The sequence below is a fragment of the Kribbella sp. HUAS MG21 genome (assembly GCF_040254265.1).
In the GTDB taxonomy this organism is placed as follows: domain Bacteria; phylum Actinomycetota; class Actinomycetes; order Propionibacteriales; family Kribbellaceae; genus Kribbella.
The window spans coordinates 8,198,021-8,224,682 of the sequence record NZ_CP158165.1; the positions used below are offsets into that span (position 1 = coordinate 8,198,021).

Annotated in this window: 21 protein-coding genes and 1 pseudogene; 9 read left to right on the forward strand and 13 right to left on the reverse strand. The window is 69.6% G+C overall.

Annotated features, from left to right (window positions below; all coding sequences use genetic code 11):
- Positions 1-91 precede the first annotated feature (91 nt).
- Entirely contained in the window at positions 92-1,609 is a 1,518-nt protein-coding gene (locus ABN611_RS39355) for an MFS transporter (RefSeq protein ID WP_350277402.1), read from the forward strand.
- 53 nt (positions 1,610-1,662) lie between these two features.
- Here ABN611_RS39355 and ABN611_RS39360 read toward each other — a convergent pair whose 3' ends face one another.
- Together ABN611_RS39360 and ABN611_RS39365 are read right to left on the reverse strand one after the other, a co-directional pair.
- Positions 1,663-3,678: a hypothetical protein gene (locus ABN611_RS39360; protein ID WP_350277403.1), complete on the reverse strand. Its 2,016-nt coding sequence runs from the start codon at positions 3,676-3,678 to the stop codon at positions 1,663-1,665.
- Between the two features lie 229 nt (positions 3,679-3,907).
- Positions 3,908-5,383, reverse strand: a complete 1,476-nt coding sequence (locus ABN611_RS39365) for a lysyl oxidase family protein (RefSeq protein ID WP_350277404.1) — start codon at positions 5,381-5,383, stop codon at positions 3,908-3,910.
- Positions 5,384-5,589: 206 nt separating this feature from the next.
- On the opposite strand from ABN611_RS39365, the gene ABN611_RS39370 reads away from it, so the two are divergent.
- Positions 5,590-7,635, forward strand: a complete 2,046-nt coding sequence (locus ABN611_RS39370; protein ID WP_350277405.1) for a fibronectin type III domain-containing protein — start codon at positions 5,590-5,592, stop codon at positions 7,633-7,635.
- Between the two features lie 45 nt (positions 7,636-7,680).
- Here ABN611_RS39370 and ABN611_RS39375 read toward each other — a convergent pair whose 3' ends face one another.
- The gene (locus tag ABN611_RS39375; RefSeq protein WP_350277406.1) at positions 7,681-8,064 is read right to left on the reverse strand and encodes a nuclear transport factor 2 family protein; all 384 of its coding nucleotides are present in this window, start codon (positions 8,062-8,064) and stop codon (positions 7,681-7,683) included.
- A gap of 79 nt (positions 8,065-8,143) precedes the next feature.
- Here ABN611_RS39375 and ABN611_RS39380 point away from each other — a divergent pair, with 79 nt between their 5' ends.
- Positions 8,144-8,911 (forward strand): DUF427 domain-containing protein, encoded by a 768-nt coding sequence (locus tag ABN611_RS39380; RefSeq protein ID WP_350277407.1) that lies wholly within the window; start codon positions 8,144-8,146, stop codon positions 8,909-8,911.
- A 67-nt stretch (positions 8,912-8,978) separates the two neighbouring features.
- Here the strand turns inward: ABN611_RS39380 and ABN611_RS39385 are convergent, their stop codons facing one another.
- A complete protein-coding gene (locus tag ABN611_RS39385) occupies positions 8,979-9,752 on the reverse strand; it encodes an SDR family oxidoreductase (protein ID WP_350277408.1) in 774 nt (257 codons plus the stop codon).
- A 156-nt stretch (positions 9,753-9,908) separates the two neighbouring features.
- On the opposite strand from ABN611_RS39385, the gene ABN611_RS39390 reads away from it, so the two are divergent.
- Positions 9,909-12,023 carry a SulP family inorganic anion transporter gene (locus ABN611_RS39390; protein ID WP_350277409.1) on the forward strand — a complete coding sequence of 705 codons (2,115 nt, stop codon included), beginning with the start codon at positions 9,909-9,911 and terminating at the stop codon, positions 12,021-12,023.
- A gap of 20 nt (positions 12,024-12,043) precedes the next feature.
- Here ABN611_RS39390 and ABN611_RS39395 read toward each other — a convergent pair.
- Positions 12,044-12,685, reverse strand: a pseudogene (locus ABN611_RS39395) (phosphatase PAP2 family protein); the annotation flags it as partial.
- Positions 12,686-12,921: 236 nt separating this feature from the next.
- Here ABN611_RS39395 and ABN611_RS39400 point away from each other — a divergent pair.
- Positions 12,922-14,109 carry an MFS transporter gene (locus tag ABN611_RS39400; protein ID WP_350277410.1) on the forward strand — a complete coding sequence of 396 codons (1,188 nt, stop codon included), beginning with the start codon at positions 12,922-12,924 and terminating at the stop codon, positions 14,107-14,109.
- On the opposite strand, the gene ABN611_RS39405 is transcribed toward ABN611_RS39400, so the two are convergent.
- Genes ABN611_RS39405 through ABN611_RS39420 form a run of 4 tightly spaced genes read right to left on the reverse strand, consistent with a single transcriptional unit; the run spans position 14,079 to position 18,564 of the window.
- Positions 14,079-14,963, reverse strand: coding sequence for a neutral zinc metallopeptidase (locus ABN611_RS39405; RefSeq protein ID WP_350277411.1), 885 nt, complete (start codon positions 14,961-14,963; stop codon positions 14,079-14,081). The genes ABN611_RS39400 and ABN611_RS39405 overlap by 31 nt on opposite strands.
- Positions 14,960-15,379, reverse strand: coding sequence for a DUF126 domain-containing protein (locus ABN611_RS39410; protein ID WP_350277412.1), 420 nt, complete (start codon positions 15,377-15,379; stop codon positions 14,960-14,962). Before ABN611_RS39410 ends, ABN611_RS39405 begins: the two co-directional genes overlap by 4 nt.
- Positions 15,376-16,596, reverse strand: coding sequence for an aconitase X catalytic domain-containing protein (locus tag ABN611_RS39415; RefSeq protein ID WP_350277413.1), 1,221 nt, complete (start codon positions 16,594-16,596; stop codon positions 15,376-15,378). Before ABN611_RS39415 ends, ABN611_RS39410 begins: the two co-directional genes overlap by 4 nt.
- Positions 16,597-16,599: 3 nt before the next feature.
- On the reverse strand, positions 16,600-18,564 hold the full coding sequence (locus tag ABN611_RS39420) for a S41 family peptidase (RefSeq protein ID WP_350277414.1): 1,965 nt from the start codon (positions 18,562-18,564) through the stop codon (positions 16,600-16,602).
- A 132-nt stretch (positions 18,565-18,696) separates the two neighbouring features.
- On the opposite strand from ABN611_RS39420, the gene ABN611_RS39425 reads away from it, so the two are divergent.
- Genes ABN611_RS39425 through ABN611_RS39435 form a run of 3 tightly spaced genes read left to right on the forward strand, consistent with a single transcriptional unit; the run spans position 18,697 to position 21,128 of the window.
- The gene (locus ABN611_RS39425; protein ID WP_350277415.1) at positions 18,697-19,872 is read left to right on the forward strand and encodes a hypothetical protein; all 1,176 of its coding nucleotides are present in this window, start codon (positions 18,697-18,699) and stop codon (positions 19,870-19,872) included.
- A gap of 31 nt (positions 19,873-19,903) precedes the next feature.
- Positions 19,904-20,608: a M50 family metallopeptidase gene (locus ABN611_RS39430; RefSeq protein WP_350277416.1), complete on the forward strand. Its 705-nt coding sequence runs from the start codon at positions 19,904-19,906 to the stop codon at positions 20,606-20,608.
- Positions 20,609-20,627: 19 nt separating this feature from the next.
- Positions 20,628-21,128 (forward strand): DUF664 domain-containing protein, encoded by a 501-nt coding sequence (locus ABN611_RS39435; protein ID WP_350277417.1) that lies wholly within the window; start codon positions 20,628-20,630, stop codon positions 21,126-21,128.
- On the opposite strand, the gene ABN611_RS39440 is transcribed toward ABN611_RS39435, so the two are convergent.
- Genes ABN611_RS39440 through ABN611_RS39450 form a run of 3 tightly spaced genes read right to left on the reverse strand, consistent with a single transcriptional unit; the run spans position 21,121 to position 23,921 of the window.
- Entirely contained in the window at positions 21,121-22,242 is a 1,122-nt protein-coding gene (locus tag ABN611_RS39440; protein WP_350277418.1) for a hypothetical protein, read from the reverse strand. The genes ABN611_RS39435 and ABN611_RS39440 overlap by 8 nt on opposite strands.
- A gap of 1 nt (position 22,243) precedes the next feature.
- Positions 22,244-23,113, reverse strand: coding sequence for an exodeoxyribonuclease III (locus ABN611_RS39445; RefSeq protein ID WP_350277419.1), 870 nt, complete (start codon positions 23,111-23,113; stop codon positions 22,244-22,246).
- Positions 23,114-23,144: 31 nt separating this feature from the next.
- The gene (locus ABN611_RS39450) at positions 23,145-23,921 is read right to left on the reverse strand and encodes a uracil-DNA glycosylase family protein (RefSeq protein WP_350277420.1); all 777 of its coding nucleotides are present in this window, start codon (positions 23,919-23,921) and stop codon (positions 23,145-23,147) included.
- Positions 23,922-23,992: 71 nt separating this feature from the next.
- Between ABN611_RS39450 and ABN611_RS39455 the strand changes: the two genes are divergently transcribed.
- Positions 23,993-25,486 carry an amidohydrolase family protein gene (locus ABN611_RS39455; RefSeq protein ID WP_350277421.1) on the forward strand — a complete coding sequence of 498 codons (1,494 nt, stop codon included), beginning with the start codon at positions 23,993-23,995 and terminating at the stop codon, positions 25,484-25,486.
- Here ABN611_RS39455 and ABN611_RS39460 read toward each other — a convergent pair.
- Positions 25,458-26,636 carry an FAD-dependent monooxygenase gene (locus ABN611_RS39460; protein ID WP_350277422.1) on the reverse strand — a complete coding sequence of 393 codons (1,179 nt, stop codon included), beginning with the start codon at positions 26,634-26,636 and terminating at the stop codon, positions 25,458-25,460. The two genes, ABN611_RS39455 and ABN611_RS39460, sit on opposite strands and share 29 nt — an antisense overlap.
- Between the last annotated feature and the right edge of the window lie 26 nt (positions 26,637-26,662).

Below are 26,662 nucleotides of genomic sequence, written 5' to 3' on the forward strand. Positions count from 1 at the left end.
TAATAGGAGTAATTCGCTGGGGGAATCCAGCCCCGAGCCCTGAGGATAGAGGGGTCCTCCCCTGACCAGTCCACTCGCGTAGGGATCGCTCTTGACCACCCGGGCCACCGGTACTGTCCCGTCCACCGACTTCCATCACCACCGCACCACCGACTCGACCAAGCTCCGGGAGCAGCGCCCGGGCTTCAAGGACACCTTCAGCGCGCTGCGGGTCCGGAACTTCCGCCTCCTGGTCAGCGGACTGCTGGTCAGTTCGACCGGCGGCTGGATCCAGCGCATCGCCCAGGACTGGCTGGTGCTCACGCTCACCGGCAGCGCCACCGCGGTCGGCATCACGACCGCCCTGCAGTTCCTCCCCACCCTGCTGCTCGGTCTGTACGGCGGGGTGATCGCGGACCGCTTCCCGAAGCGGAAGATCCTGCTCGTCACCCAGATCACGATGGGCACCTGCGCCGGCCTGCTCGCGGTGACCGCGTTCACCGGCAGCGTCCAGGTCTGGCACGTCTACTCGATGGCCCTCGTCCTCGGCCTGGCGACCGCCGTCGACAACCCGACCCGGCAGTCGTTCGTCACCGAGCTCGTCCCCCGCGACACGGTCCGGAACGCGATCAGCATGGTGTCGTCGACGTTCCAGCTCGGCAGCCTGATCGGCCCGGCGCTGGGCGGCGTACTGCTCGGCACGATCGGCGCCGGCTGGGCGTTCGCGCTGAACGGCATCACGTTCTTCGCGTCGATCAGCGCGCTGCTGCGGATGCGCGAGAGCGAGATGCCCGGGTTCCACGCGGCGCGCAAGGCGAGCGCGGGGATGCGGATCCGGGACGGGCTGCGGGACGGCGTACGGTATGCCCTCGCCGAGCCGGCCGTCCGGTGGGCGATCGCGCTCGTCGGGATCTACGGCATGTTCTGCATCAGCCTGCCGGTGACGCTGACCGCGTTCGCTGACCGGGTCTTCCACACCGGCGCCTCGGGGTACGGCGTCCTGAACTCGGTCGTCGCGTTCGGCGCCCTGGCCGGCGCGCTCCTCTCGGCCCGCCGCGTGCGGCCGTCCCGGCTGCGGAACCTGATCGGCATCGCGTGCCTGCTGACCGTCAGCCAGGTGCTGGCCGCGATCCAGCCGTCGCTGTGGACGTTCATGCCGGTGCTGGCGGCGATGGGGATGGCGACGCTGATGTTCCTGACCGCGGCCCAGTCGATGGTCCAGCTGACCACTCCGGACGGGCTTCGCGGCCGGGTGTCCGGGATCTACAACCTGGTCTTCATCGGGGGTGGTGCCATCGGCGGGCCGCTGGTCGGGTTCCTCGCGCAGAACCTCGGCGCGCGGTGGGCGCTGCTGATCGCGGGGCTCGTACCGGCCGTCGCGACGGTCGCGATCGGGCTGCGGCTGCGCCGGGACGGGCAGTTCCGGCTGGTGCTGGTCCGGACCCGGTCCCCGTGGCACCAGGTCCCGATCCGGCTGAACCTGCAGCAGTCCGAGATCCAGCTGTCGGCCCCGAAGAGCACGCCGCTCCCCCGTACCTCCCGTCCCTTCAACCTAGGTCGTCGGCAACACGCCCGCATGGACTCCCACCTCCGCCCCGCTCGCACCCGCCGCCGTCCGCAACACCACTGAACTCCTGGGGCAGGGCCGGGCGGCTGCCTTCCACACCGGCCCTGTCCCAGGTATCAGCGTGGGACCAGTGAGATGTTGTCCAGGCGGAGCCAGGTTGCCGCGTCGACGCCCCAGTAGCCGGCGAAGGCGGTCAGTGTTGTGTTGGCGCCGGAGTTGAAGTCGACCGTGAGTTGCTTGTAGCCGGGCGGCGCGGTGTAGTTCACCTCGGCGTACGGCGCACTGCCCGCCCGCACCCCGAAGTACCCGCCGGTGAAGTTGCCCGAGCCCTCGACCCAGCCGGTCAGCCGGTAGTTCGTGTTCGGCTTCACCGGGACGGTCTGCTTGAACGCGTTCCAGCTCGTGTCGGACGCGTTGATCCAGCCGTTGTTCCGCCCCAGCTGCGCCCAGCCGCGATCGCGGTCGATCCCCTTCGTCCCCGGCCCTTCGGTCTCCCACGGCGCCCCGACGGCGGCGCCCGGCTGCGCTTCGAAGCTCGGGTCGGTCACGGCGGAGCCGTAGTAGGCCTCGAGCTCGCCGATCGACGTAAAGGTCTGCGTACCTCCCGGCGCACCGATGATCCGGACGCCGTCGCCCGACACCGTGTCGAAGCTGAAGACGTACGTCTTGTTCGTCCCCGCGGCCGAGCTCGTCGGGTACGCCGGGATCGCCGACTGCCCGGTCACGTCGGTCCACACGCCGTTGCGCCGCACCTGGACCTTGGGCGCCGTCGCGAACCAGCCGCCGTCGCCGAACATCGTGCCGGTCGTGTACACGACCTTGTTCAGGTTGTACGCGCGCGGCCAGGTGTAGCCCCACCAGCTGAGCGGTTTGCGTTCGTCGTTCCAGTCGTCCTCGTTCTGCGCGCGGACGCCGTCGTTGTAGCCGGCCGTCCCGAAGTGCGTCGCCCGCTCGATCGGGACCGTGCCGGGTTCACGCGCCAGGTTCCGCGCACCGTCGAGCGCGTTGTCCGGCGTCGTCGGCACCGACGGCGTGAGCGACATCCGGCGCAGCGAGAACGTGTACGCCCACCGGTCCGTCACCCCGCCGCCGCACGGGCAGACGTTCGACTGCAGCCACATGTTCTTGCCGTCGGCACTGATGTACTTCGACGGGATCGTGGTCGCGTACCCGCCGTGCTTGGCATGCGTCCACGGGTACCCGCCGAAGTCCTTCGGGGTGAAGTGCTTCCACGGCCCCCACGGCGTCGGCGACTCGTAGAACTCGAAGGTGTACTCCGTCCACGAGGTGTAGATGTACCGGTTCAGCGGCTTGTTGAACACGACGCCGCCCTGGCTGAGCGCGGTCAGGTTCCGCACGCGTCCCGCCGTACCGACGTCGGTGTAGATGTGCCGGTCGTCGTGCAGTACGGCGAGCCGCGCGTTGATGTCCGCGGTCCACTGCGGTACGCCGTTCGCGTCGGAGCCGGCGTAGAACCGCCAGGCGGAACGATCCTGGATGCCGGTGGCGGGCATCCGCGCGAGCCAGAGGTCGACGGGATCGGGCACGCGGTTCGAGAACGAGTCGCGCCAGTTGTTGTCCAGCCCATAGGCGTACACGTAGCCGTCGGGTGAGTTGACGTAGTTCTTGCCGTAGTCGAGGAAGAAGATCGTGGTGAACTTCGAGCCGCCGAACATCGGCGCACTGGTGTTGAACGACCACGTCCGGCCCTTGTCCGTGGACTTGGCGATCGTCGCGGCCGGCGCGTCGTCGAAGTCGAACGCGAGGTCTTGGACGGCGAGGTACAGCGCGCCGCCGACGCAGGCCATCCCGGTCGGCTTGCGGGTGTGGTTCGGCGTCCACACCTTGCCGAGCTGGTCGCCCTGGGCGAGCTGCGTGCCGGTCAGGTTGCCGGGCAGCCCGGAGATCCGGGTGACGCCGATGTCGCTCGGACTGGACCCGAACCCGATGCCGTCGCCGTACGCCGCGTACACGTGGTCGTCGTCCGCCCAGCAGTTCGGCCACAGGTCGCCGTGGTCCTTGTCGTCGCCGATCGCCGGGGCGCCGACGGTCGCGCCCGCGTCGATCCCGACGGTCGAGAAGAACGTGCTCTCCGGCGGCAGCGCGGTGCTCGCGGCACTGGCGGGGACCATGGCACCACCTCCGAGGGCTAAAGCAATCACCATCGCCGGCTTTCGCATGACAACCTCCTGGAACCGGCGCGGAACAGGCGGGAGAAATCGATTTCCCGCACCGGTGGATCGAAGGTAGCCAGCGGCCCGGCGGCGGTCAAGAGCCTGAACCGTGGTGAAAAGGCTCGCGCCCCCGGCTGGATCGGGGCCGGGGGCGCGAACTGCCGGCGGGCGGGCCGGCGGGGCGTCATCAGGGAGCGGTGATGACGCCGACCGGGAGCACCTTGACGGTGCGGTGGTGCTTGGTGCCGCCGAGGACCACCTGACGCAGCGCCACGTTGTTCTTCGTGCTCGCCTCGTACAGGCGGCGCTCCGGGTTCGCGGTCACCTCGATGTAGTACGTGCCGTTCGCCAGGTTCGTGATGTCGAAGGACTGGCCGGGCAGCGACTGCGCGTAGGTGTCACCGGACCCGACGTCCAGGACCTCACGCACCGACAGCGAACCCTGATCGCCGCAGGCCGTGTGCAGATCGGTGTTGTCCGGGTGCCAGTTCGCGTTCTTCACCGTGTAGTCGATGACGTCCGTGGCGGCCAGGCAGAACGCCTCCTTCTGGCTGCGTACGACCTCGGTCTGCTTCACGTTCAGCAGGCTGTAGCGGGCGAAGTCCGTGAAGTGCCAGTGGTGGTGGCCGTCGCGAGCGTCCCACTCGAGCGTGCCGGTGTTCTGGTACCCGACCTGCTTGCCCTTCTCGTCGTAGAAGTACTGGTACGCGTCCATCAGGCCCTTGCCCTGGCGACGGAAACCGTCCAGCACCAGCGGCGACGGGCCCGCGTTCCACACGGTCGCCGAGAACTGCAGGAAGTCCTTGCCCGCGTCCGGCGTCCCCTCCTCACCTGGCGCGACCACGATCCCCCACGCCGGCACCGGCCGCAGATCAGGCTTCGGGCCCTTCGGCACGCTCGGCTTGCCGGTCGGACGGCTCGCGTTCGGCGTCAGCGCTGCCGAGCGCGCCTTCAGGGCACTGCCGCTCGCGCCCTCCGCTTTCCGCACCGTGACATTCAGGCTCACCGCGGCATCCTTGGCCGCGATCCCGAAGAAGTCGCGGTACGCCTTGTTCACCGTGACCGTCGCCTTGTACTTGCCGACAGCAAGCTTCACCGGATCGCCGCCGGCGAACGTCCGCGTCGACCACCCGCTCTGCAGTCCCCACACGGCGCCCTGCGTGAACGGGTTCGCAGTACAACCGTCCGGGTACGGCGAGGTGGCCGGAGCGTCCGGCCGGGTCCGCGACCCCTCGCCGTTCAGGCACAGCGTCTGGTCCCGGTCGAGCACCTTCTTGCCCGCGGCATCGGTCAGCGTGACATGCAGGAACTTCCCGAGCCCGGAGAAGTCCGCGACCGTTCCCTTCGGCAACGTCCGGCCCGGTTTGCCCCGCACGTACTGCGTCGCGACGACCGGCGAGCTGTACGACGCGCGCGTCGCGCGGACCTCGATCGGTGCATTGCCGGCCACTACGTGGGTACCGAGATCGAGGTCGACGCCGTAGTCCTCGACACTGTCCAACGTCACATCGATGCTTCCGGCAACCAACTTGACCGGCGTCCGTGACACTGCCGCCGACGCTGCGCTGCCGACACTGCCAACACTGCTGACACCGCCGGCTGCGACCAGTGCGACCAGTCCGGACGCGGCGATCGCCGTCCGCCCGATTCTCCTTGCCTTCACGATGAACAACCCCCTCTTCCCGGCGGCCGGCGCCCTCACGAGCCGGCCTCTCCCCTGGTACGACGACCGCCCGGCGGAGCGAAGTTGATGAAGGTTCCATGGCAGTCCTGTCACAGGAAGTCAGCAGCGCCGAATACTTGACCTCGTAAATTAAACCGTCCTAGGCTCGGCGAGGTCCGCTCCTTCCTCCCCCGGAGGACCTTCACATGTCCTTGAGACGCCGTACCGCAGCCGTCCTGGCCGCCGCCGCCCTGGTGTCGACGGCAGCCGTGACCGCTGTCAACGCTGTCCCGGCCGACGCAGTCCAGAGTGCGCCGGTCCCGCCCGCCTACCCGCAGGTCGCCGCCAAGCCCTACATGGGCTGGAGCAGCTGGAGCCTGCAGTCCACCAACTACCCGGGCGTCAACCCCGACGGTCCCGGCAGCTTCATCAACGAGAAGAACATCCTCACCCAGGCCAACGCCCTCGCCACCAAGCTGAAGCCGTACGGGTACGAGTACCTCAACATCGACGCCGGCTGGCAGGACGGCGGCGACGAGTACGGCCGCCCGGTCGCGAACCTGAAACGGTTCCCGCGCGGCATGAAAGCCGTGGGCGACGACCTGCACAAGCTCGGGCTGAAGTTCGGCATCTACACGGTCGTCGGGCTCGGCACCGACGTGTACCGCGACGGCACCACCCCGATCTACGACGCCCCGGGCTGCTTCACCCGCGACATCGTGTACCCCGATCTGCGCAAGACGAACGGCTGGGACTCGGCGTACAAGATCAACTACGCGAGCCCGTGCGCGCAGAAGTACGCCGACTCGATCGCCAGACTCTTTGCTGACTGGGGTGTGGACTTCATCAAGATGGACGGCGTCGGCCCGGGCTCCTGGAAGGGCGCGCCCGACGACCCGAACCACAACAACACCGAGGACGTCGAGGCCTGGTGGCGCGCCGTACAGAACTCCGGCCGCCCGATGATGTACACGCTGTCCTGGTCGCTCAGCCACCGGTACGCCGACGTGTGGAAGCAGAACTCCAACGGCTGGCGGATCGACACCGACGTCGAGTGCTACTGCGACACGATCGTCACCTGGAACAGCTCGGTGAGGTCCCGCTGGTGGGACCTGCCGCAGTGGATCGACGACGCCGGCCCGGGGCACTGGAACAACCTCGACGCGGTCAACGTCGGTGTCGGCGCGATGGACGGCCTGACCGACGCCGAACGCCAGTCGTACATGACGTTCTGGGCGATCAACTCCGCGCCGCTGTTCGCCGGTGACGACCTGACCAAGCTGGACGCGTACGGCCTGAAGCTGCTGACGAACCGCGAGGTCATCGCGATCAACCAGTCCGGCAACCCGGCCCGCCCGCTGAACCAGGACCAGCTGCAGCAGGTCTGGTACGCGCAGAACGCCGACGGCAGTACGACGGTCGCGCTGTTCAACCTGGCCGACTCGCCCGCGACCGTGACGGGTCGCTTCGACCAGCTCGGCATCGGCGGCACCGCGACCGTCCGCGACATCTGGGCGAACCAGAACACCCGCAACGTGTCCGGCGCGGTCAGCGCGCAGCTGCCCGCCCACGGGTCGAAGCTGTACAAGGTCACCCCGAACCGGTACGAGCCGGTGAGCATCCCCGCCGACGTGACCGCGACGGACGTCAGCCGTACGACGGTCTCCCTGACGTGGCGGCCGAGCGCGGGCGCGACGTCGTACCAGGTGTTTGCCAACGGCAAGCAGGTGGCGAGCAGCACGAAGCCGGGCGCCGTGGTCACCGGGCTGCTGCCGCAGACGCAGTACGCCTTCACGGTCAAGGGTGTGAAGGGCGGCCGTACGTCGGACGCGAGCGCGGCGGCGACGCTCCACACCTCAGGCGCCGGCGGACCGGTGCGGTACGAGGCGGAGGCGCCGACCAGCACGCGGACCGGGGATGCGAGCGTGGCCGACTGCCGGCTGTGTTCGGGCGGCGCGAAGATCGGCAACATCGGGTACTCATCGACGGTCACGCTGAACGGCATCACCGTGCCGAAGACCGGCACGTACCTGGTGAAGATCGCCTACACCGACGGCGACACGAGCCGGCAGAGCATGCTGACCGTCAACGGCCGTGACAGCTACTGGGTGAACTACCACGGCCTCGGCGACAACGACTGGGGTACGCCGCAGGTCACCTACCTCCCGATGAAGCTGACCGCGGGCAGCAACTCGATCCAGGTCAGCAACCCGAACGGCTACATCGCCGACATCGACTGGATCACCGTCTAGTCGCCTGCGAGCCGCGGGGCCGGCACCACCAGGGCCGGCCCCGCTTCACCGCGGCTCGACGGTGTAGTGGATGGTCTGCGCAACGATCTTGCCGCCCTCGATCACGTACGAGTCGGCACCGTCGCGGACCTGCACCTTCGAGTCCTGATACGTCCACTCCAGGAACCCGATGTTGCCCTCGGCGGCCACGTACGTGTACTCGAACGCCGCATGCTCCGGCAGTTCGTCGGCGAGCATGAACGCGAGCTCCCGCACCCCCTCGTGCCCGCGGAACGTCCCCCGGTTGATCAGGATCACGATGTCCTCGGCCACGTTCCGCCGCAGATCCTCGGCGAGGATCTCCTCGAACGTGCCGCCCACCCAGTCGTTCGCGATGTTCAGATGGTCGTCCAGGACCTCACGTGCCGACCGCCCGTTCAACTCGTCCACAGCCCCTCCCTCGGCTCGCACCCCCTGAACCTCTCATGCTGCCGCTTCGGGCCGCCCCGGCAAAGGGTTTACTGGGAGCATGAGCGCCTACCCGGAAGTTCTGGTTCCGCCCGGTGGTACCGCGCCGGTGCCGCGGCGGATCCGTGCGATGCTCGACGGCCGCGTCGTCCTCGACACGACGGACGCGATCTACCTGTGGGAGTTCCCGCCGTACCCGCAGTACTACGTCCCGCTCGCGGACGTCGCCGACGGGGTGCTGGCCGACACCGGCGAGACGAAGGAGTTCGCGCACGGTGTGGCGCGCGTGCACACCGCGGGATCCGGGCACGCCTGGATGTACGACGAGGGCGTCGCAAAGGACCGCGTCCGGTTCCAGTGGGACGCGCTGGACAGCTGGTACGAAGAAGACGAGGAAGTCTTCGTCCATCCGCGGAACCCGTACGCCCGCGTGGACGCGGTGAAGTCGACCCGGCGGATTCAGGTGGCCGCGAACGACCAGGTCCTCGCCGAGTCGGACGCGACGGTCATCGTGTTCGAGACCGGGCTACCGCCGCGGTACTACTTCCCCCGCACAGCCGTGAACTTCGAGCACCTGACACCGACCGACAAGATCACCGCCTGCCCGTACAAGGGCCGCACCTCGGCGTACTGGTCGCTCCCGGACGTCCCCGACCTCGCCTGGTCCTACGACTTCCCCACCGCGCCCCTGCTCCCCATCGCCGGCCACGTCGCGTTCTTCGACGAGAACGTCGACATCACCATCGACGGCGTACCGCAGGAGCGGCCGGTCACCCCGTTCTCGAACCCAGCTCAGCGACCAACCGATGGAAATGTGAACACTCGGTGAAGTCCGGCGCCTCGCACTCGAGCGCGTGCGAGACCGAAGCGGGACGCGAGCTCGCCGATGGTCAGCATCAGATGCCCGCGGTCGTCGCGCCGTCCATCGTGATGATCGAAGCGGTCACGTAGCTCGCCAGCGGGGAGGCCAGGAAGACCGCGACGTTCGCGACCTCGTACGGTTCGCCGGCGCGGCCCATCGGGATCTCCCTGGTCATCTCCGCCAGCAGTTCGTCCTTCGGCCGGCCGGTCGCCCGGACCGCGGCCTCGAGCCCTTCGTCGACGCGGCCGGTGCGGGTCATGCCCGGGTTGATCACGTTCACCCGCACGCCCTGGCCCGCGTAGGCCTTCGCGTACCCGACCGACGCGAGCATCAGCGCCGCGTTCGCCGCGCCACCGCCGATGTGCAACGGGTTCGCCGCGCGGCCGCCCTGGCCGACGATGTTCACCACCGCTCCGCTGCCGCGCTCCGCCATGCCGCGGATGACGGCTTCGGTCGCGTGCATGTACGTGAAGTACTTAGCGTCCATCGCCGCGTGCAGCGCCGTACTGTCCAGCTCGTCGACCGGCGTCCGCCGGGCCGCGCCCGCACAGTTGATCAGGATGTCCGGTACGCCGATCCGCTCGAACGCCGCCCTGGTCGCCTCGGGGTCGGTGAGGTCGACCGCCTCCGCCCGGAAGCCGAGCTCCTTGGCCGCCAGCGCCTCCTGGGCCTTCACCAGGTTGCCGGTGTCCCGGGAGATGCCGGTCACCTCGGCGCCCTCCCGCGCCAGCGCCTCGACACACGCGAGCCCGATGCCCTTGCTGGCACCGGTGACCACCGCGGTCTTGCCCGAGAGTTGCAGGTCCACTCACTTCTCCTCGTCATCGATGTGCCGGGCAACGATTTCGCAGTTGTCGCTGTTCCGGCCTTGATTCGGTCAGTACGATGGGTAACCAGATCGACACTCTTAGTTTCGACGCCTGATGCCCATGTCATTGCCTTGAGCACCGACGCCGGAGGACCCGTGCCGACCACTTCCCATTCCCCACCGACTTCCGGCGAACGCCTGTCCTGGAAGCCCATTCTCCACCACGACCTGCCGGCCTCGCTGGTCGTGTTCCTGATCGCGATCCCGCTCTCGCTCGGGATCGCCGCCGCCTCCGGCGCCCCGCTGATCGCCGGCCTGGTGGCCGCCGTGATCGGCGGCGTCGTCGCCGGCGCCCTCGGCGGCTCCACCCTCCAGGTCAGCGGGCCGGCCGCGGGCCTGACGGTGATCGTCGCGGAGCTCGTCCAGCAGTTCGGCTGGGCCGCGACGGCCGCCATCACCTGCGCCGCCGGGCTGCTGCAGATCGTGCTCGGCGTCACCCGGATCGGCCGCTGGGCGTTGTCGCTCTCGCCGGCCGTGGTGCACGGCATGCTCGCCGGGATCGGCATCACGATCGCCGTCCAGCAGTTGCACGTGGTGCTCGGCGGTACGGCGCAGAGCTCGCTGATCGCCAACATCACGGCGCTGCCCGCGCAGCTCGTCGCACACCACGGCCACTCGGTCGCGGCCGGCGTACTGACGGTCGCCGTCGTCCTGGCATGGCCCAGAATCCCCAAGGCCAAGGCGATTCCGGCGCCTCTCGTTGCCGTCGTCGCGGTCACCGCGCTTGCCGCCGTCGCCATGCCGGACGTCGCGCGCGTCGACCTCCCGGACGATCCGCTGCGGAGCCTGATCCTGCCGGCGATGCCCGACGGCACCCCGCTCGAGATCGCCACCGCCGTACTGACGATCGCCCTGGTCGCCAGTGTCGAGTCGCTGTTGTCGGCCGTTGCCGTCGACAAGCTTCATCGCGGACCGCGGAGCAACCTCGATCGCGAGCTGATCGGTCAGGGCGCGGCCAACGCGGTCTCCGGTGCGCTCGGCGGCATGCCCGTCACCGGCGTGATCGTGCGCTCGTCCACCAACGTCGCGGCCGGGGCGCGCACCCGCGCCTCGGCGATCATGCACGGCCTGTGGATCGCGGCCTTCGTGCTCGCGGCGGGGTCGATGCTCGAACTCATCCCGATGGCCGCGCTGGCCGGCGTACTGCTCGTCACCGGGCTCCGGCTCGTCCAACTCGCCCACATCCGCACGCTACGCCGGCACGACGAGTTGCTCGTGTACGTCGTGACCGCGCTCGGCGTCGGCGTACTGGGGCTGGCCGAAGGGGTCCTGCTCGGTCTGGTGCTCGCGCTGCTCCGGGTGCTGTATCGCCTCGCGCGAGCCACCGTGACTGCGACCGAGGTGGACGGCGTGTGGGTCGTACGGATCCGTGGCGCCCTGGTGTTCCTCGGCGTCGCGTCGCTGGTCCGGACGTTGCGCTCGATCCCGGCCGGAGCGGCGGTCCGCGTAGAGCTAACGGTGGACCACCTCGACCATGCGGCCCAGGAGGCGATCGAGGACTGGCGGCGCGGGCACGTCGCGCGCGGCGGTTCGGTCGAGGTGTGTCGCGCCGGGTCCGACGAGGCCCCGCTGCGCGCGCTGCTGGCGAAGCTCGCGGCCGAGGGCCAGCAGCCGGCGCACCTGTTCATCACCTGTGCGGACTCGCGGATCGTGCCCACGATGATCACCACCAGCGGGCCGGGTGACCAGTTCTGCGTGCGGAACATCGGGAATCTCGTGCCGCCGAAGGGATCGAACAGCAGCTCGGTCGACGCCGCGATCGAGTACGCCGTCGATGTTCTGGGCGTGCGGTCGATCGTGGTCTGCGGTCACTCGTCCTGCGGCGCCGCGGCGGCAGCGCTCGCCGCCGACGTACCGGAAGGGTCCGGGCTGGAGAACTGGCTGCGGCATCTGGAGCCGTCGGTCCGGCGGGCGCTCGCGCTGCCGGACATCGTGGATCCGGCGACCGGGGTGCCGTTGTCCGCGGCGGACAAGCTGTCGGTCGCGAACGTCGCCGTACAGCTGGAGAACCTGCGCAGCTTCCCGTCCGTGCGCAGGGCGGAGACCGAAGGACGGCTCGAGCTGATCGGGTTGTGGTTCGACATCGGCGCGGCGACCGCCCGGCTGGTGCTGGACCGCGCGCCGTACCTCGTCCGCGCCGACGCGGAGTTGTCGAAGATCAGGAGCAGCGGGACGGCGAGCGCGATCGCGACCAACCCGTCCAGCCAGTAGTGGTTCGCGGTCACCACGACGACCGCGAAGGTCAGTACCGGATGCGCGATCCACAGCCAGCGCCACCGTGAGCTGGTCGCCCGGATCAGAAACACCGCGACCATGAACGCCCAGCCGACGTGCAGGCTCGGCATCGCGGCGAACTGGTTCGCGATCCCCGAGTCCGTGCTCGGTCCGTAGACCGACTGGCCGAGCAGGACGCCCGTGTCGACCCAGCCCGGCATCATCCGCGGCGGGGCGAGCGGGAAGAACATGTGACCGATCAACGCCAGCCCGGTCAGGGAGGCCAGCGCCCAGCGCGCCGCGCCGTACCCGGCCGGGCGGCGGATCATCAACCACAGCAGGACGATCGCGGTCAGCGGGAAGTGCACGCCCGCGTAGAACACGTTCGCCGCCTGGGCGACGCCGTCGACCGCGAGCGCGCGGCGCTGGATCGACGCCTCGCTCGGCAACCCGAGCCAGGCTTCCCAGCGGATCAGCTCGTCGGCGTGCCGGTACGCCGAACCCGCGTGGTCGGCCGACAGGAACCGCCCGAGGTTGTAGACGCCGAACAGCACGGCCAGCAACGCGATCTCCCGGACGATCCGCCGGACCCCGCCCCGAGGCCGCCCGAGTTCGGGCAGCACCGGTTGTCCCACTCGCTCCAGAGTCACCTGCGCCATGCCGACCCCCAGCTCAAACCGAACGCTCGTTCTCTGAATTCCCACCCTGCGCCCCGGGCCACGCCAAGATCAAGAACGGTCATTCGTTTTCCACTGTGATCCCTGGCACTCTTTCAAATTATCGCAACTTGCTAATAGTTGCGAAGAATATGAAGCAACTCACACGGCGTGTGTGTCGGTGAAGGTGCCGGCTAAATCGGTGGCTCCGAGGTGCTGCGGCGGACGAGGGTGCTCGCATGGTCGACGTCTTCATCCGATGGACGCGGCTGCGGGCGGTGCTGCACAACGGCTGGTGGCTGGTGACCAGCGTCTATCTGGTCGTCGACGCCGGTCTCTCCCCCGCCGAGCTCGTCCTCGTCGGGTCCGTGCAGAGCGCGTTCGCACTCGTCTTCGAGGTACCGGCCGGCGTCGTCGCCGACACCATCAGCCGCAAGTGGTCGCTGGTGCTCTCCCAGGTGCTGATGGGTACGGCGATGATCGCGACCGGGCTCGTCGAGTCGTTCCCCGCACTGCTGGCCACGCAGGTGTTGTGGGGCGTCTCGTGGACCTTCGCGAGCGGCTCGGACGTCGCGCTGATCACCGACGAACTGGACCGGCCCGGCGAGATCAATCTCGTGCTCGCGCGCGCCGCCCGGGCCCAGCTGACCGGTGCCGCGACCGGGCTCGTCGTCCTCGGCGGACTGGCCTGGGCGACCCGGCGCGATGTCACGATCGTGGTCGCAGGCGCCGCGATGCTGTCCCTCGCGCTCTACGTCGCGTTCCGCTTCACCGAGCACAACTTCGTGCCGACCCGGTCCGCGCGCTGGTCGGCGTCCTGGAGCACGTTCCGCCGCGGCGTCACGCTGGTACGGCGCAGTCGCGCGATCCTGCTGATCTTCGCGGCGACGTTCCTCGTGAACGGCGCCTCGGACGCCGCCGGGCGGCTCACCCCGAAGCAACTCCTCGACCTCGGCCTGCCGACAGCACCGGACCCGATCGTCTGGTTCACCGCACTCGGCGTACTCGGCCTGCTCGTCGGCGCCGTCGTACTACGGCTGGTCACGCAACGGATCAACGGCTCCCACACCGCCACGGACTACGCGCTGGCCGCTCTCGCGGGAGTGCTCAGCATGCTGCTGCTCGCCTTCGCCCGCGATCCGGCGCTCGGCGCGGCAGCAGTCGTCCTGCTGAACGGCATCGTCACACCCCTAACCCGCGTGATCAGCACGATCTGGCTCAACACCCGCACAACCCCAGACATCCGCGCCACCACGCACGCTTTCCTAGCCCAACTCGAATACCTGGGCGAAATCACCTGCGGCGCCGTCATCTCCGCGATCGCCCGGCTGACCACGGTCTCCCTCGCCCTCACCGCGTGCGCGGCTCTCTTCGCCGTCACCGCCGTACTGATGCGTCAGCTGACGAGTGACGAGGCGACGGGGTAGGTGTTGCAGGCGCCCGGGTCGGCGGCGTCCAGCCCGGCGGTCGTCCAGTGGCCGTGGTTCTCGCCCTTGCCGTGGTCATGCTGGGAGTCGATCGTGTTCCGGATGACCACGCTCCAGACATCGAGCCACTCGGGGGTCACCGGGAAGTGCTTGCGGTCGGCACCGATGTAGACGCCGCTGAAGCAGGACGCCTGCAACTCCATCCGTCGGTTGTCCTCGAGATGTGCGTCGACGCCGTTCAGCGTGAGCCGGCGGTTGTACAGCGCGGTCAACATGCCGGTGAGTGCCTGGACGTGGTGCCCGTACTCGTGCCCGATCTCCAGCGCCATCCAGGCCCGTGCCTCCTCGGGGTCCTCGCGGCTGAGCTGGATGTGCGTCGCGGCATCCATGTAGATCGTCCCGCCGCAGTAGTAGTCCCGCCCGTCGTCGACGTCGCAGGGGGACGACGGCGACTGGCCGAGCACGACCACGAGCTTCGGCGGTGTGAACGTGAAGCCCGCCTTCCGGATCGCCGGTGCCCAGGCCTTGTTCAGGCAGCCGAGGTACTGCGTGAAGTAGGCTCGCACGTTCGCCAGGGAGGTCGCCTCGTACGGCGGCTCCACGCACCCCGCCGCCGGCAGTTTCCCGACCCGGTAGATCGGGTTGCGCGCGAGTGCGGCGGGCTGCGGCGGTGCGGAGGCCGGTGCCGTCGAGTCGCTCCCCGACGTACTGGACTCAGTCGGCACACCGGCACGCGCCTTCGCGGCCTCCGAGGCAGCGGCCGCGTCGGCGTCGGTCATCGTGTTGTTCGGCGTGCAGCCGGACAGGAGGAGGACTGCGACTGCGCAGGTCCAGATCAGGCCCCGTGGGTTCACGGCGTGAATGTAGACCATGTGATGGTTGCGTGGGTCGGGGTAGCTTCCACGTGCAGCAGGGTGGCTTCCGGGAGGGCGTCGTACGGCGCGACGACGATCGGGAGGTGGAGGTTGTAGAGCTCGGCGGCGATGAGGGCGCCGAGGGGGATGATCGGGTCGGGGCGGGACAGGATGATCGCGGCGGGGGCCGTGTGGGCGCGGATCTGTTCGGCGAGGACGCTGGAGGTGGAGCTGGAGCCGCGGCCGGACTCCATCAGCAGGATGCGGCCGGTGAGGAGCGCGCCGCACTGCGGGTGGTGCGCGTCGACGATCCGGCCTTCGCTGTCGGTGCCGCCCCAGAAGGACAGCGGCGCCGTCAGACGGATCGGCGTACCGGTGGCGGTTCCGGGGTGCAGGGTGCGGCCGTGGAGGATCATGCGTCGAGGACCACTCGTCCGGCGCGGGCGGAGGCTACGCATTCCTCGAGGGTGCCGAGGACCGCGGTGACGTTGATGTTGCCGGGTGCGTAGTGCGCCCATTTGCCGGAGTTGGTCATCACGTGTTTCCACGTGGGCGAGAGGATCGCGGTCACGTACGTGCACGTGTCGACGACAACCGTGATGCCCGCGGCTTCCAGGACCCGCAGTACGCCGTTGTCCGCCAGGCGATCCCGCGTCGCGCGCGCTGTCGACAGGTAGAACGGCAACCTCACCGGCGGCCCCGCGAGGAGCTCGGCCAGCCGGACACATTCGTCGTACGACGCATGTGGCGTACCGACGCTGATCGCATCGAGTTGCGACGCGGACGACGACAACGCGCGGCGCACCCGCTGCAGCGTCTCGAGGTCCACCACCCGCACCGGCAGCCCGTGGACCGACGACGGCGCCTCCGGTGTGACGCCGACCGCGTGGAACAGCGCCACTCCCCCGGCCGACGCCGCGGCCGCGCCGAACGCCTTCAGCTCGTCCTCGCTCACCTCGCGCGGAATCCCTACCAGCACAGGGATCCCGTCCCCGACGACCGACCCGATGTGATGCCCGAGCAACGGATACGCCAACTCGCTGTGCAGGAACGAACCGAGCGGCCGGCAGTCGAAGACCACGGTCCCGCGCCGCGCCTCGGGCGTCTGCAACCCGGCGTACGGCGCCCGTCCGGTGATCGCCGCGCAGATGTCGAGGAAGTCGCCGTACCGGTCCGTCCGGGCGCCGAGCACCGAGTTCGCGAACACGATCGCGTTCGACTCCGCCCACGCGACATGCTCGCCGAGCCCCGGCCGGCCCGGGAGCTGGTACGGCGCACAAGTGAACGTCGGCGTACAACCGAGACCGGCGTACGCCGTCATCAGCTCCTGCCCCGCCGCGGCGAGCTCACGGTCGCGCACCAGCGACGGGTGCACGAGGTCCGTCGAGCCGACGTTCAGCGTGGTCGGCACCCGGACGCGCGCGCCCAGCTCGGCGAGGCGGTGCACGAAGTCGAGGCTGACCTGGCCGTGGTACAGGCACGAGTCGACGTGCGCGGAGGTGATCTCGACGAGCCGCGGCGCGTCCGAGATCCGCGCCTGACCCGCGATCACCCGCATCGCGAGCGCGACACCCGCTCCTTCCCGACCGCCGAGCATCGCGTTCTCCTCGGCGGTCAGGTGGAGAGTCGGCATGCCTCAGACGGTAACCCGGCGGGACGCCACCAGCACTCCCGCCTCGTAGCCGTCGGTGCGCAGCAACTGGCCCGGGGTGACGTCGAGGATGTCGATCGCGGCCGTTCCGGTCACGTCCTCGGAGCTGATCGGGCGGTCGTCGAGGTACACGTCGACCCGATCGATGCCCTGGACATCGATCGCGACCGTGAGCGTCGTACCGGTGAACGACGTCTGCAGGTCGAGCCGCCGCAACGGCATCGCGGCCAGCAGTTCACCGGCCCGCTTCAGCAGGTCGACGTTGCCCTCGAGCACGTCCGCCCTGGTCATTCGGTGCGTCTCGTGCGGTTTGATGCCGAGGTCCTCGACCGGCGTCCCGGCGAGCTTGCCGACCCGGAGCGTCCGCCGGATCGAGACCCGCAGGTTCGCGCCGTTCGGCAGCGCGACGTACGGCGAGGTCTCGTCCGGTGGCGGCGGCTCGTTGAGCAGCGCCGCGAGCAGGCCGTGCGTCCAGACGTTCGCGCCGCCCGCGCCGGTGTTGTCGTCGACGCCGAGGATGGTGCCGATCTCGTGGTCGGCGAACCCGGCGGCGAAGATGTCGGTGGCCGAGTACACCCGGGCGTCGGTGATCAGCACGACCGGACCGAGGTACGTCTGCCCGATGTCGTTCGCGCCGTCCTCCGGCGTGATCGGCTTCGCGGCCGAGTACTGCGCCCCGGTCTCGATCGCCAGGTCGAGCGAGTCGAACCACGGGCCGAGGTCGATCCCGGACGGGTTGTTCTGGTGCCGCCGGCAGATCCGCAGGTTGAGCGGCGTACTGATGAACTGCACCGGCTCCGGCGCGATCCGCCGCGGCGTCAGCGTCTGCAGGGTGAACTCGCTGGCGTAGATGTGCCCGCCGCCGTTGTCGCGGACGTCGACGATCAGGCCGTTCTGCGGCAGCGCCGCGGCCAGCCGGGCGAACTCGTCCCGGAACGCGACCGGGTCCTGGACGCTGAACGTGAAGATCCGCAGGTGCCCGAAGGTCCCGGACGGCGTCACGACCTCGCGGGCCCGGAACACGCCGGGCATCGTGGTCGGCAGGTCCGCACCGCCGACCGCGGCCGGTACGGCGAGTTCCGCGGACGACCGGCCGCGTTCGAGTTCGACGACGTCGCGGACGTACAGCGCCTTCTTCGCCCGGGACTTCTCGTCGGAGTCGAGGTCGAGCCCCATCGACGCCGACGTCTCGCTGACCGCGTCCAGGTCCGTCATCGGCGGCAGGTTGGCGGTGACCTTCCACTGTTCGCGCAGTTCCTGCTGGGAGCCGTCGAGGCCGACGTACGTGAGCGTCACCCAGTCCTCGTCGGGCGGCGCCTGGATCACCAGCGGGCGCAACGTGAGCGAGTCCAGGCCGCGGGCGCGGCTGGCGGCCTCGTTGCTGCCCGCGAAGATCGCGCCGTTCAGGACGACCGCGCGGGCGATCGGCGTGCCGTTCCAGTGCGTCACCTCGGCGCCGGGACCGAACTGCGGCGCCTGGTAGCCGGTGACGGTACGGGTGACGAGGTACCGCTCGGTGCCGTCAGCGTCGTGGCACTTCTCGATCATGAACGGCAGGAACGCGATCTTGCCGGCGAAGGGCACCGGCAGCAGGTAGTTGGTGTGCAGGTCGCGGACCGAATTGAAGATGCTCGACATCTCGCGGTGGAACATCCACTCGGCTTCCATCGTCGCGGTGGTCTGGCGCTCCATCCGGGCGCGCAGCACGCGCAGCCGCTGCAGCGGGTTCACGGCGTGCATCGCCATCTTCAGCGGCAGGTGGACGTAGTTCTCGCCGAGCAGCAGCAGCGCCTGGTCCACCAGGAGCTTGCGCTGCGCCAGCGTCAGGTTGCCGGCCGAGCCGAGGAAGTCAGCCAGCGGTACGACGGCCTGCGCCTTCGTGGCCGGCTTCCGCCGGGCGGTCGTGGCGCGCTTCTTCGTCGCGGTCTTGATCGTGCGTGGTTGAGACATGGTTCCCCCAATGCGGCAGCCCCTCCCCGGGCCGCGATCCCTCCACCGTCGTCCGCCCACCACGCGATGTCAACGGCCCGCCACGCCGTTCCGCCAGGACAGTACGCGGCGTCGTCAATCACTATCAGATTCATGCGGATCAGTCGTTTGTTGTTGACGGCCGTCCTTCTGGCCGGTGTCCTCGTCCCGTCGCCCGCGCAGGCCGCGGCGACGTTCCCGCGCATCGACGCGAGCGGCTTCCAGGTGGTCTCCGGCGACACGTTCGCGACGTACGGCGCCCGCGTCGCACAGCTCGAGACGAAGCCGCAGCTCGCGCCGGTCGGCGTCACCGAGGTGCTCGCCGCCGCCAACCGGACGGGGCGGCCGCTGTGTCATCCGACGTACCTGAACGCCTCGCTCAATCCGCAGGGGTTCTGCTGGCAGGACGGCGAGGACGACGACGAGAATGTCTGGATCCCGCAGGGTGTCAGCGGATCCGGCGACGCCCAACCGGCCGGCGGCGCGCGGCGCGTCGTGGTCGCGACCTGGCACAACAGCGGCGACACCGCGATCCGGGTGTCGTTCGTGGACCTGGCGACGAACAAGTACCGGCACGTGCTGCTGGTCGAGCCGACCGCGGACGGCGACTTCCAGGCGATCGCAGGCCACGGCCACGGGTTGTTCTGGTCCGGGAACATGCTGGTGGTGGCGACCGGCGGATCGGTCCTGCGGGTGTTCGACCTGCGACACATCTGGCGGACAGACACCAGCACCGGCGAGGTAGGACTAGGTGCCGACGGCAAGTATCACGCACTGTGGCACGCGTTCGCGCTACCGCAGGTCGGCGCCTACTGGTACGCGGGCGGCGGGTGTGCGAACACCGTCGGGACCAAGCCGTGTTTCGCGTCGCTCGGGATCGACCACGCCGGGACCGGCTCGTTCGTCGCGGTGGAGCACACCACCAAGGGTGGCGGGCGGATCGTCCGCTGGCCGCTCGACAAGGCCACCGGCCTGCCGCGTGCGGGCGCGGACGGCGTGGTCCGCGCGGTGGAGGCGTTCAACTCGCCGGTGTGGGGCATGCAGGGCGCGACGTCGTACAACAACAGCTTCGTCATCTCGGGCGTCTGCCCGGAGTACGCCGGGAACATCGGCGACGGGATCGACTACCCCAGTTGCCTGCATCGTGGCGTCGGCGGCGAGTCGACGACGGTCTGGACCAAAGCGCCGAAGAACAGCCAGAACCTGTCGTACTGGCCGGCGACCGATGAGCTGTGGCTGCTCAGCGAACAGCTGCGCGAGCGCGTCACCGTCCACATCCCCTTTCCCTAGTGGTTGACCACCTGCCTGTAAGGATGGGCGGGTGAAGGAGTTCTGGGACAACATCACGTCGGTGCAGCCGGATCCGTCGCTGCGGCTGGTGATCGGGACCGGCGTGGTCGCGCTGCTGCTGATCGCGTGGCGACCGATCTGGAGGCACACGCGGCAGGTCGTGACGATCGCGCACGAGGGCGCGCACGGACTTATCGCCGCGCTGGTCGGTCGCAAGCTGTCCGGGATCCGCCTGCACTCGGACACGTCAGGCGTCACCGTGTCGCGCGGCAAGCCCACCGGCGGCGGCATGATCGCCGTACTGCTGGCCGGCTACCCAGGTCCCGCGCTCTTCGGGCTGGCTGCCGCGTTCGTCCTCAGCCGCGGGTACGCCGTCGCGCTCCTGTGGGGGCTGTTGCTCGCGCTGGTGATCCTGTTGCTCCAGATCCGCAATCTGTTCGGGCTGTGGTCGGTGCTGGTGTTCGGCGCGGTGGTCTTCAGCGTGACGTGGTGGGGATCGCCGGCGGTGCAGTCGACCTTCGCGCACCTGCTCACGTGGTTCCTGTTGCTGGCGGCGCCGCGTGCCGTGCTGGAGCTACAGCACTCACGCCGCCGCGGACAGGGCCGTACGTCGGACGCGGACCAGCTGCGCCGCCTGACCGGCGTACCGGCGATTCTGTGGGTCGGTGTGTTCGGCCTGGTGACGCTCAGCTGTTTGGCCGTCGGGGTGATGTGGTCCGGAGTACTGCCGGGCTGACGGGGTTACGGTGGTTGGTATGAAGACAAGCGAATTGCTGCTCGATGCCCACAGCCGGATCCACGAGGTGCTGCACGAGGTTGTGACCGGGCTCGACGACAAGACGCTCGCGACGCGCCCGGGCGACAGCGCGAACTCGATCGCCTGGCTCGTCTGGCACCTGACTCGGGTCCAGGACGATCACCTGGCGGACGCGGGCGAGTACGAGCAGGTCTACACCGCGGACGGCTGGTACGAGCGGCTCGGGCTGCCGCTCGACGAGGCCGACACCGGGTACGCGCACACCTCCGAGCAGGTCGCGCTGGTGAAGCTGTCCGGAGAGCAGCTGCTCGGGTACTACGACGCGGTGCACCAGCGGACCGCGTCGTTCCTGCGCACCACGACCGACGAGGGCCTCGACCGGATCGTCGACCGGCGCTGGGATCCGCCGGTCACGCTCGGCGTGCGGCTGGTCAGCGTCATCGACGACTGCGCCCAGCACGCGGGCCAGGCGGCGTACGTGAAGGGCCTGCTCAGCTGAGCGTGGTCTGCCAGAGCGAGGTGCCGGCGATCAGGTAGAGCTTGCGGTCCGGCATCAGGACGGCGTCGGTCACCAGTCCCTCGGGGCCTTGCGACTCCTGCACCGTCCAGCGCCCGCCCTGGCCGGTGAGCACCTTCACCTTGTTGTCCTGAGCAACTATCTGGACGATCTTGTCGCCGTCGACGACGGGCGGCGGCAGCTTGTCCTTGTCGCCGACCGGGATCGACGGGACGCCTTCCAGGCGCTTCGCCGTACCCGAGGCGTCGAGTTGCCAGATCGCCAGCTTGCCGTCGACGTACCCCGAGATGACGCAGTCCGTCGCGCAGGTCGCCGTGTTGGCCTGGCTGCGGCTGCCGGGGTCGGGCAGTGGGATGCGGATCCAGCCCTGGTTGAGTTTCGCGGAGCGCCAGACGGCCGCTTCCTGGGCGACGACGTTCGGCGCGAGGCGCACCTGCGAGCCGACCAGGACGACGCCCGCACCGAGCGTCGTACCGAAGCCGGGACCGACCAGGAGGGACGGCGTACTCTGCAGGGCGGTCTTCGTCGGGTCCTGGCGGGTCCACTTGCCGTCGGGCTGCGGCAGCCAGACCATGCCGTCGTTGCCGGTCTCGACGCCGCCCCAGGTGCCGAGGAGCGCTCCGCCGGCCGGAGTGAGTACTGCGCTGAACAGGTCGCCCGCGGTCTGACCGCCGAAGGTCCAGAAGTTCTGCGGGCGCTCGACGAGGCCGGTTTGCGGCGTGCCGGTCCAGACGGTCCAGCGGGTGTTGGAGTGTGCGCCGCCGGAGGCTCCGCCGAGCGCGAGGAGTTGCTTGCCGTCGTACGCGATCGAGTACCAGATCGCTTCGAAGGCGTACGGGCTGGCCGGGTTGGGTTTGACGGCGATCGGTGTGCGCTTGCCGGTGCCGTCGAGGAGCTGGAGCTCTGGGACCACCTTGGCGCCGCGGTGCCGCAGGCCGATCAGCAGGTCGCTTCCGTGCTGCGTCAGTACGACGGGCTCCGCCGCACCCACGTCCACCTTCGACCATGCCACCGGCGCCGCGGGTTTCTCGTCCGTGCAGGCGATCAGCGCTGCCGTGAGCACCGCCGCCAGGCCGACGACAGCGAGGCGGCGCATGTCAGCGGCTCTGCGGCAGCTTGGTGGTCTTCTTCCGGGTGGTACGTGGCGCCGACGGCGGTGGGACGACCGGGCCGATGTCGCCGTCCGGAGCGGTGTCCAGGTCGACGATCACCGGCGCGTGGTCGCTCGGGCCGGTGCCCTTGCGGGCCTTGCGGTCGATCCAGGCGGCCTGGACCCGCTCGGCGACCGGGACGGTGGCGAGCATCAGGTCGATCCGCATACCGAGGTCCTGGTGGAACATGCCCGCGCGGTAGTCCCAGTAGCTGAAGATCCGTTTGTCCGGCCAGCGGTCGCGGACCACGTCGTGCAGGTCCTTCGCCGCCATCAGCTCCGCGAGCGCCTGCCGCTCCGGGGCCGTCACATGTGTCTGGCCGACGTACGCCGCGGGGTCGAAGACGTCGGCGTCGGTGGGTGCGATGTTCATGTCGCCGCAGACGATCTGGTCGGCGGGTCCGTTGGCGACGACCTCGGTGAGCGCGGCGAGCCAGGCGAGCTTGTAGTGGTAGTGGTCGGAGTCCGGCACGCGGCCGTTCGGCACGTAGAGCGAGTGCACGCGGATCCCGCCGCAGGTCGCCGCGATCGCGCGCGGCTCCGGGTCCGGGAAGCCCGGCGCGCCCGCGACGCCGATCACCACGTCCTCGAGTCCGACCTTGGACAGCAGGGCGACGCCGTTCCACTGCGGGGCGCCGTACAGCCCGATGTCGTAGCCGCGATCGGTCAGCTCCTCGCCGAGCAGCGCGGTGAACGCGTCGTCGGCCAGCTTCGTCTCCTGCAGGCACACCACGTCCGGCTGCCGCTCGTCGAGCCAGTCGAGCAACCGCGGCATCCGCTGCTTGACCGAGTTCACATTCCAGGTCGCGACTCGCATCCGACCAAGGTAGCGGCAGCCGGGGACGATTTCAGCCGAGCTTGGGGGCGCGCCAGACGAGGGTGTTCAGCAGGTCGGTCGCCGGACGCTCCACGCAGTTGTTGTGCCGCGGCTTGTCCTTGCGTCCCCACGCGTCGTCCCCCAGCCACGACGGTACGCCGAACGGCAGGTCGGCCTGCGGCACGGGCGCATAGTCGGACTCGGCGAACTTCGCACCGTAGTTCGGTACGGCGTTGTCGCCGTCGGGATCGGGTGTGACGATCGCACGCAGGTCGGTGATCGCTTCGCGCCAGCTGTCCACGAGCGCCTGCGGGCTGCGGCTCGACGGGTGCGGCACCTCGAACACCGGCACGTCGGGCTTGTCCGCCCACAGCCGCACGGCCGAGCGGGCCTGCGCGCCGAAGGCGACGATCGCCTGCAGTTGCGGACCGGTGATCAGCTCGAGCAGCGTGTTCCGCCAGGCGAGGTGGTCGAGCCTCGACAGCAGCGGCGCGGCCTGTTGCGCGCGGGACGGCCGGAGCGCGTAGGCGTACGCGTTGACGAGCGCGTAGCTGCGCGTCAGCCCGAGCTTGGTCAGGAAGCCCTGCACGCGTTGCCCGGCGTCGCCGACCAGCGTCCGGCCGGCGACGCGTTCGGTCGGGCCGGGGTCGGACGCGATCGCGAGCAGCCGGGCGCTGCGGTTGAGCCGGCCGCGGTAGAAGACCGGGCCCCAGTCGTGCCAGAAGAATTGCCGGAAGTCCGCATAGCTGGGGACTTTCCCGAAGTGCCGTGCGACTGCCGCGGGCGGGCCCGGATCGAAATCGCCCATCGCAATACCTCCCCCTCGACGATACTCTCGGTAACAGGGGCGGTACGGGGGATTCTATGCGAGGGGGACTCATGTTTGTACTGCGTGGAACCGTGGTGACGATGCGGCCGGACGGGGCTGTTCTGCACGGCGGGGCGGTGTATGTCGGTGACGACGGGCTGATCGCCGCGGTCACCCCGGTGGACGCCGTACCGCCGGGCTTCGGGAATGCGCCGCGGATCGCGGCCGGCGGATTGATCTTTCCGGGGCTGATCGATCTGCACAGTCATTTGATGTACAACAGCCTGCCGTTGTGGACGGAGCCGTCGCGCACCGTTCCCTGGACCTCGCACAACCAGTGGGGCCGCGCGCCGACGTACAGCGCGCAGATCAGCCAGCCCGCCCGGCTACTCGGCGCGGCCGCGGGGCGTGCCCTGCTCAGGTACGTCGAGACGCGCGCGATCATCGGCGGTACGACGTCGATCCAGGGCAATCCGCGGGGCGCCGTACCGCCGGACAACGACCTGATCCGGAACGTCGACTCGGAGAAACTCGGGACCGCGGAGGATTTCATCCGGGTCAGCACGCTTGTTGCCGAGAGCAAGGAGGCGCTCGCGCCGTACGCGGCGGCGGTGGCCGCGGGGCGCGGATTCATCGCGCATTCGGCGGAGGGCTCGGATCCGAAACTGCGCTCCGAGTTCCGGTTGCTCGCCGAGGTCGGGGTGGTGACGCCGCAACTGGTGGCGATTCACGGGGGCGCGTTGAATGCCGAGGACTTCGCGGCGCTGAAAGCCGGGAATTCCAGCCTGGTGTGGTCGCCGTTCTCGAATCTCTGGCTGTACGGCGCGACGGCCGACGTGCGGGCCGCGCAGGCCGCCGGAGTACGTTTGTGCCTCGGGTCGGACTGGGGACCGTCGGGGACGCGCAACGTGCTGTGGGAGTTGAAGGTCGCGGACCTGTGGAACAAGGCGCATTCGGTTTTCACCGACGAGGAACTCGCCCGGATGGTGACCGCGAACCCGGGCGACGCGCTGACCGAGGTCTGGCCGCACCCGGTCGGCCGGCTCGAACGCGGCGCGCTCGCCGACCTGGTCGTCGTACGCCGCTCCCCCGGCAGCCCGTACCGCAGCCTGATCGAGGCGACCGAGACCGATGTCCGGCTGGTCGTCGTCGGTGGCCGGGCACGCTACGGGCTGCGCTCGATGATGCAGCCGCTGGCCCCGTCGGCGACGGCGATCCGGGTCGGGCGGCTGTCCCGGGCGATCGACTACGGCGACCCGGCGATCACCTGGACGAACGTCGTCGCCGACCTCGAGATGGTGCGGAAGGATCCGGACGGCGCCTCGGCGCGCGTCGCCGCGTTCACGCTGGACGGGGAGGTGGATCCGGCGGATGCCTTCGTCCTGTTGCCGGACATGCCCGCGCCGGAACTCGAGGACGACCTCACCGCGCGCGCCGCGACGCCCGGCCCGGTCACCATCCCGCCGCTCGAACCGCTGACCACCGGGCCGTCATGGTTCGACGCGGTCGACGCGAATCCCTTCCATGACGGGCTGCTCAGCGGACTTCGCGAGTACGCCGGCTGACGTCGTAGTCGAAGATCCAGTCGGTGCTGTGGTCGGCGGCGGCCTTGCGCAGGAAGATCGGCAGCATCAGGTCCCGGAGGGCCACCGCGATCCGGGACCTCGAGACGCGCTTCTGTTTGTCGATGCCGGCGGCGTAGGCGACCAGCGCTTCGGCGCGCTCACGACGGGCGTCCTCGTACCGCTGGAAGGCTTGTTCTACATCGCTCCGCTGTAGCTCGTCGGCGAGGACGGCCGCGTCCTCGAGGGCCATCGAGGCGCCCTGGCCGGCCGACGGGCTGGTCGCGTGGACGGCGTCCCCGAGCAGGACCGCGCGGTCCTGCCACCACGGCCGCACCTTCGGGAGCCGGAAGATCGGGTACACCGTGAGCGGACCGGGCGTGGCGGCGAGGATGTCCGGCACCGGCGCCGGGTCGTCCGCGTGCAGCTCCCGCAGGCGTGCGAGCCAGTCCTCGGAGGTGGCTGCCGTTGGTGGTGCGTCGGCGGTGAGATTCGCGAACCAGTAGACGGTGCCGTCGTCGCGCACCAGGTACCCGAAGAACGACCTGGCACCGAAGACGAAGTGCTGGAAGCCGGGCGTCGGCTCGAGTCCGGGGACGCGGGCGAAACCGCCGGTGCCGAGGAGGCCGCTGAAGCTCGGGGCGGCGTCCGGTGCCACGTAGCGCCGTACGACGGATCCGACACCGTCGGCGCCGATGACGATGTCGCCGTCCTCTTCAGTGCCGTCACTGAACCGGACCGTGACGCCGTCCTTGTGCTGACGGATCTCCTCCAGACGGCGGCCGTAGGTCAGCTTCACGCCTGCTTCCTCGGCTCCGTCGCGGATCACCTCGTGCAGCCAGGAGCGTCGTACGACGATGCCGCCGTCCTCAGGGCGTTCGGCCGGTCCGTTCGGTACGACGCCGAGCTGCTTGCCGCGGCCACTCCACATCGCCATCCGGGGAGCGTGGTGCGCGTCGGACCGGAGACGCTCGTCGAGGCCGAGGGTCGCGAGGACGCGTTGGCCGTTGACGGCGACGTTCAGGAACAGGCCTGCGAAGGGGTCAGGCTCGCTGCGCGCCTCGAAGACCGGGGCGTCCCAGCCGCTGCGGGTCAGCAGGGTCGCGACGGCAGGGCCGGCGACGCCGCCGCCGATGACTAGGGCCTTCGGCATACTCGCTCCTCGTGAGATGTGCTCGC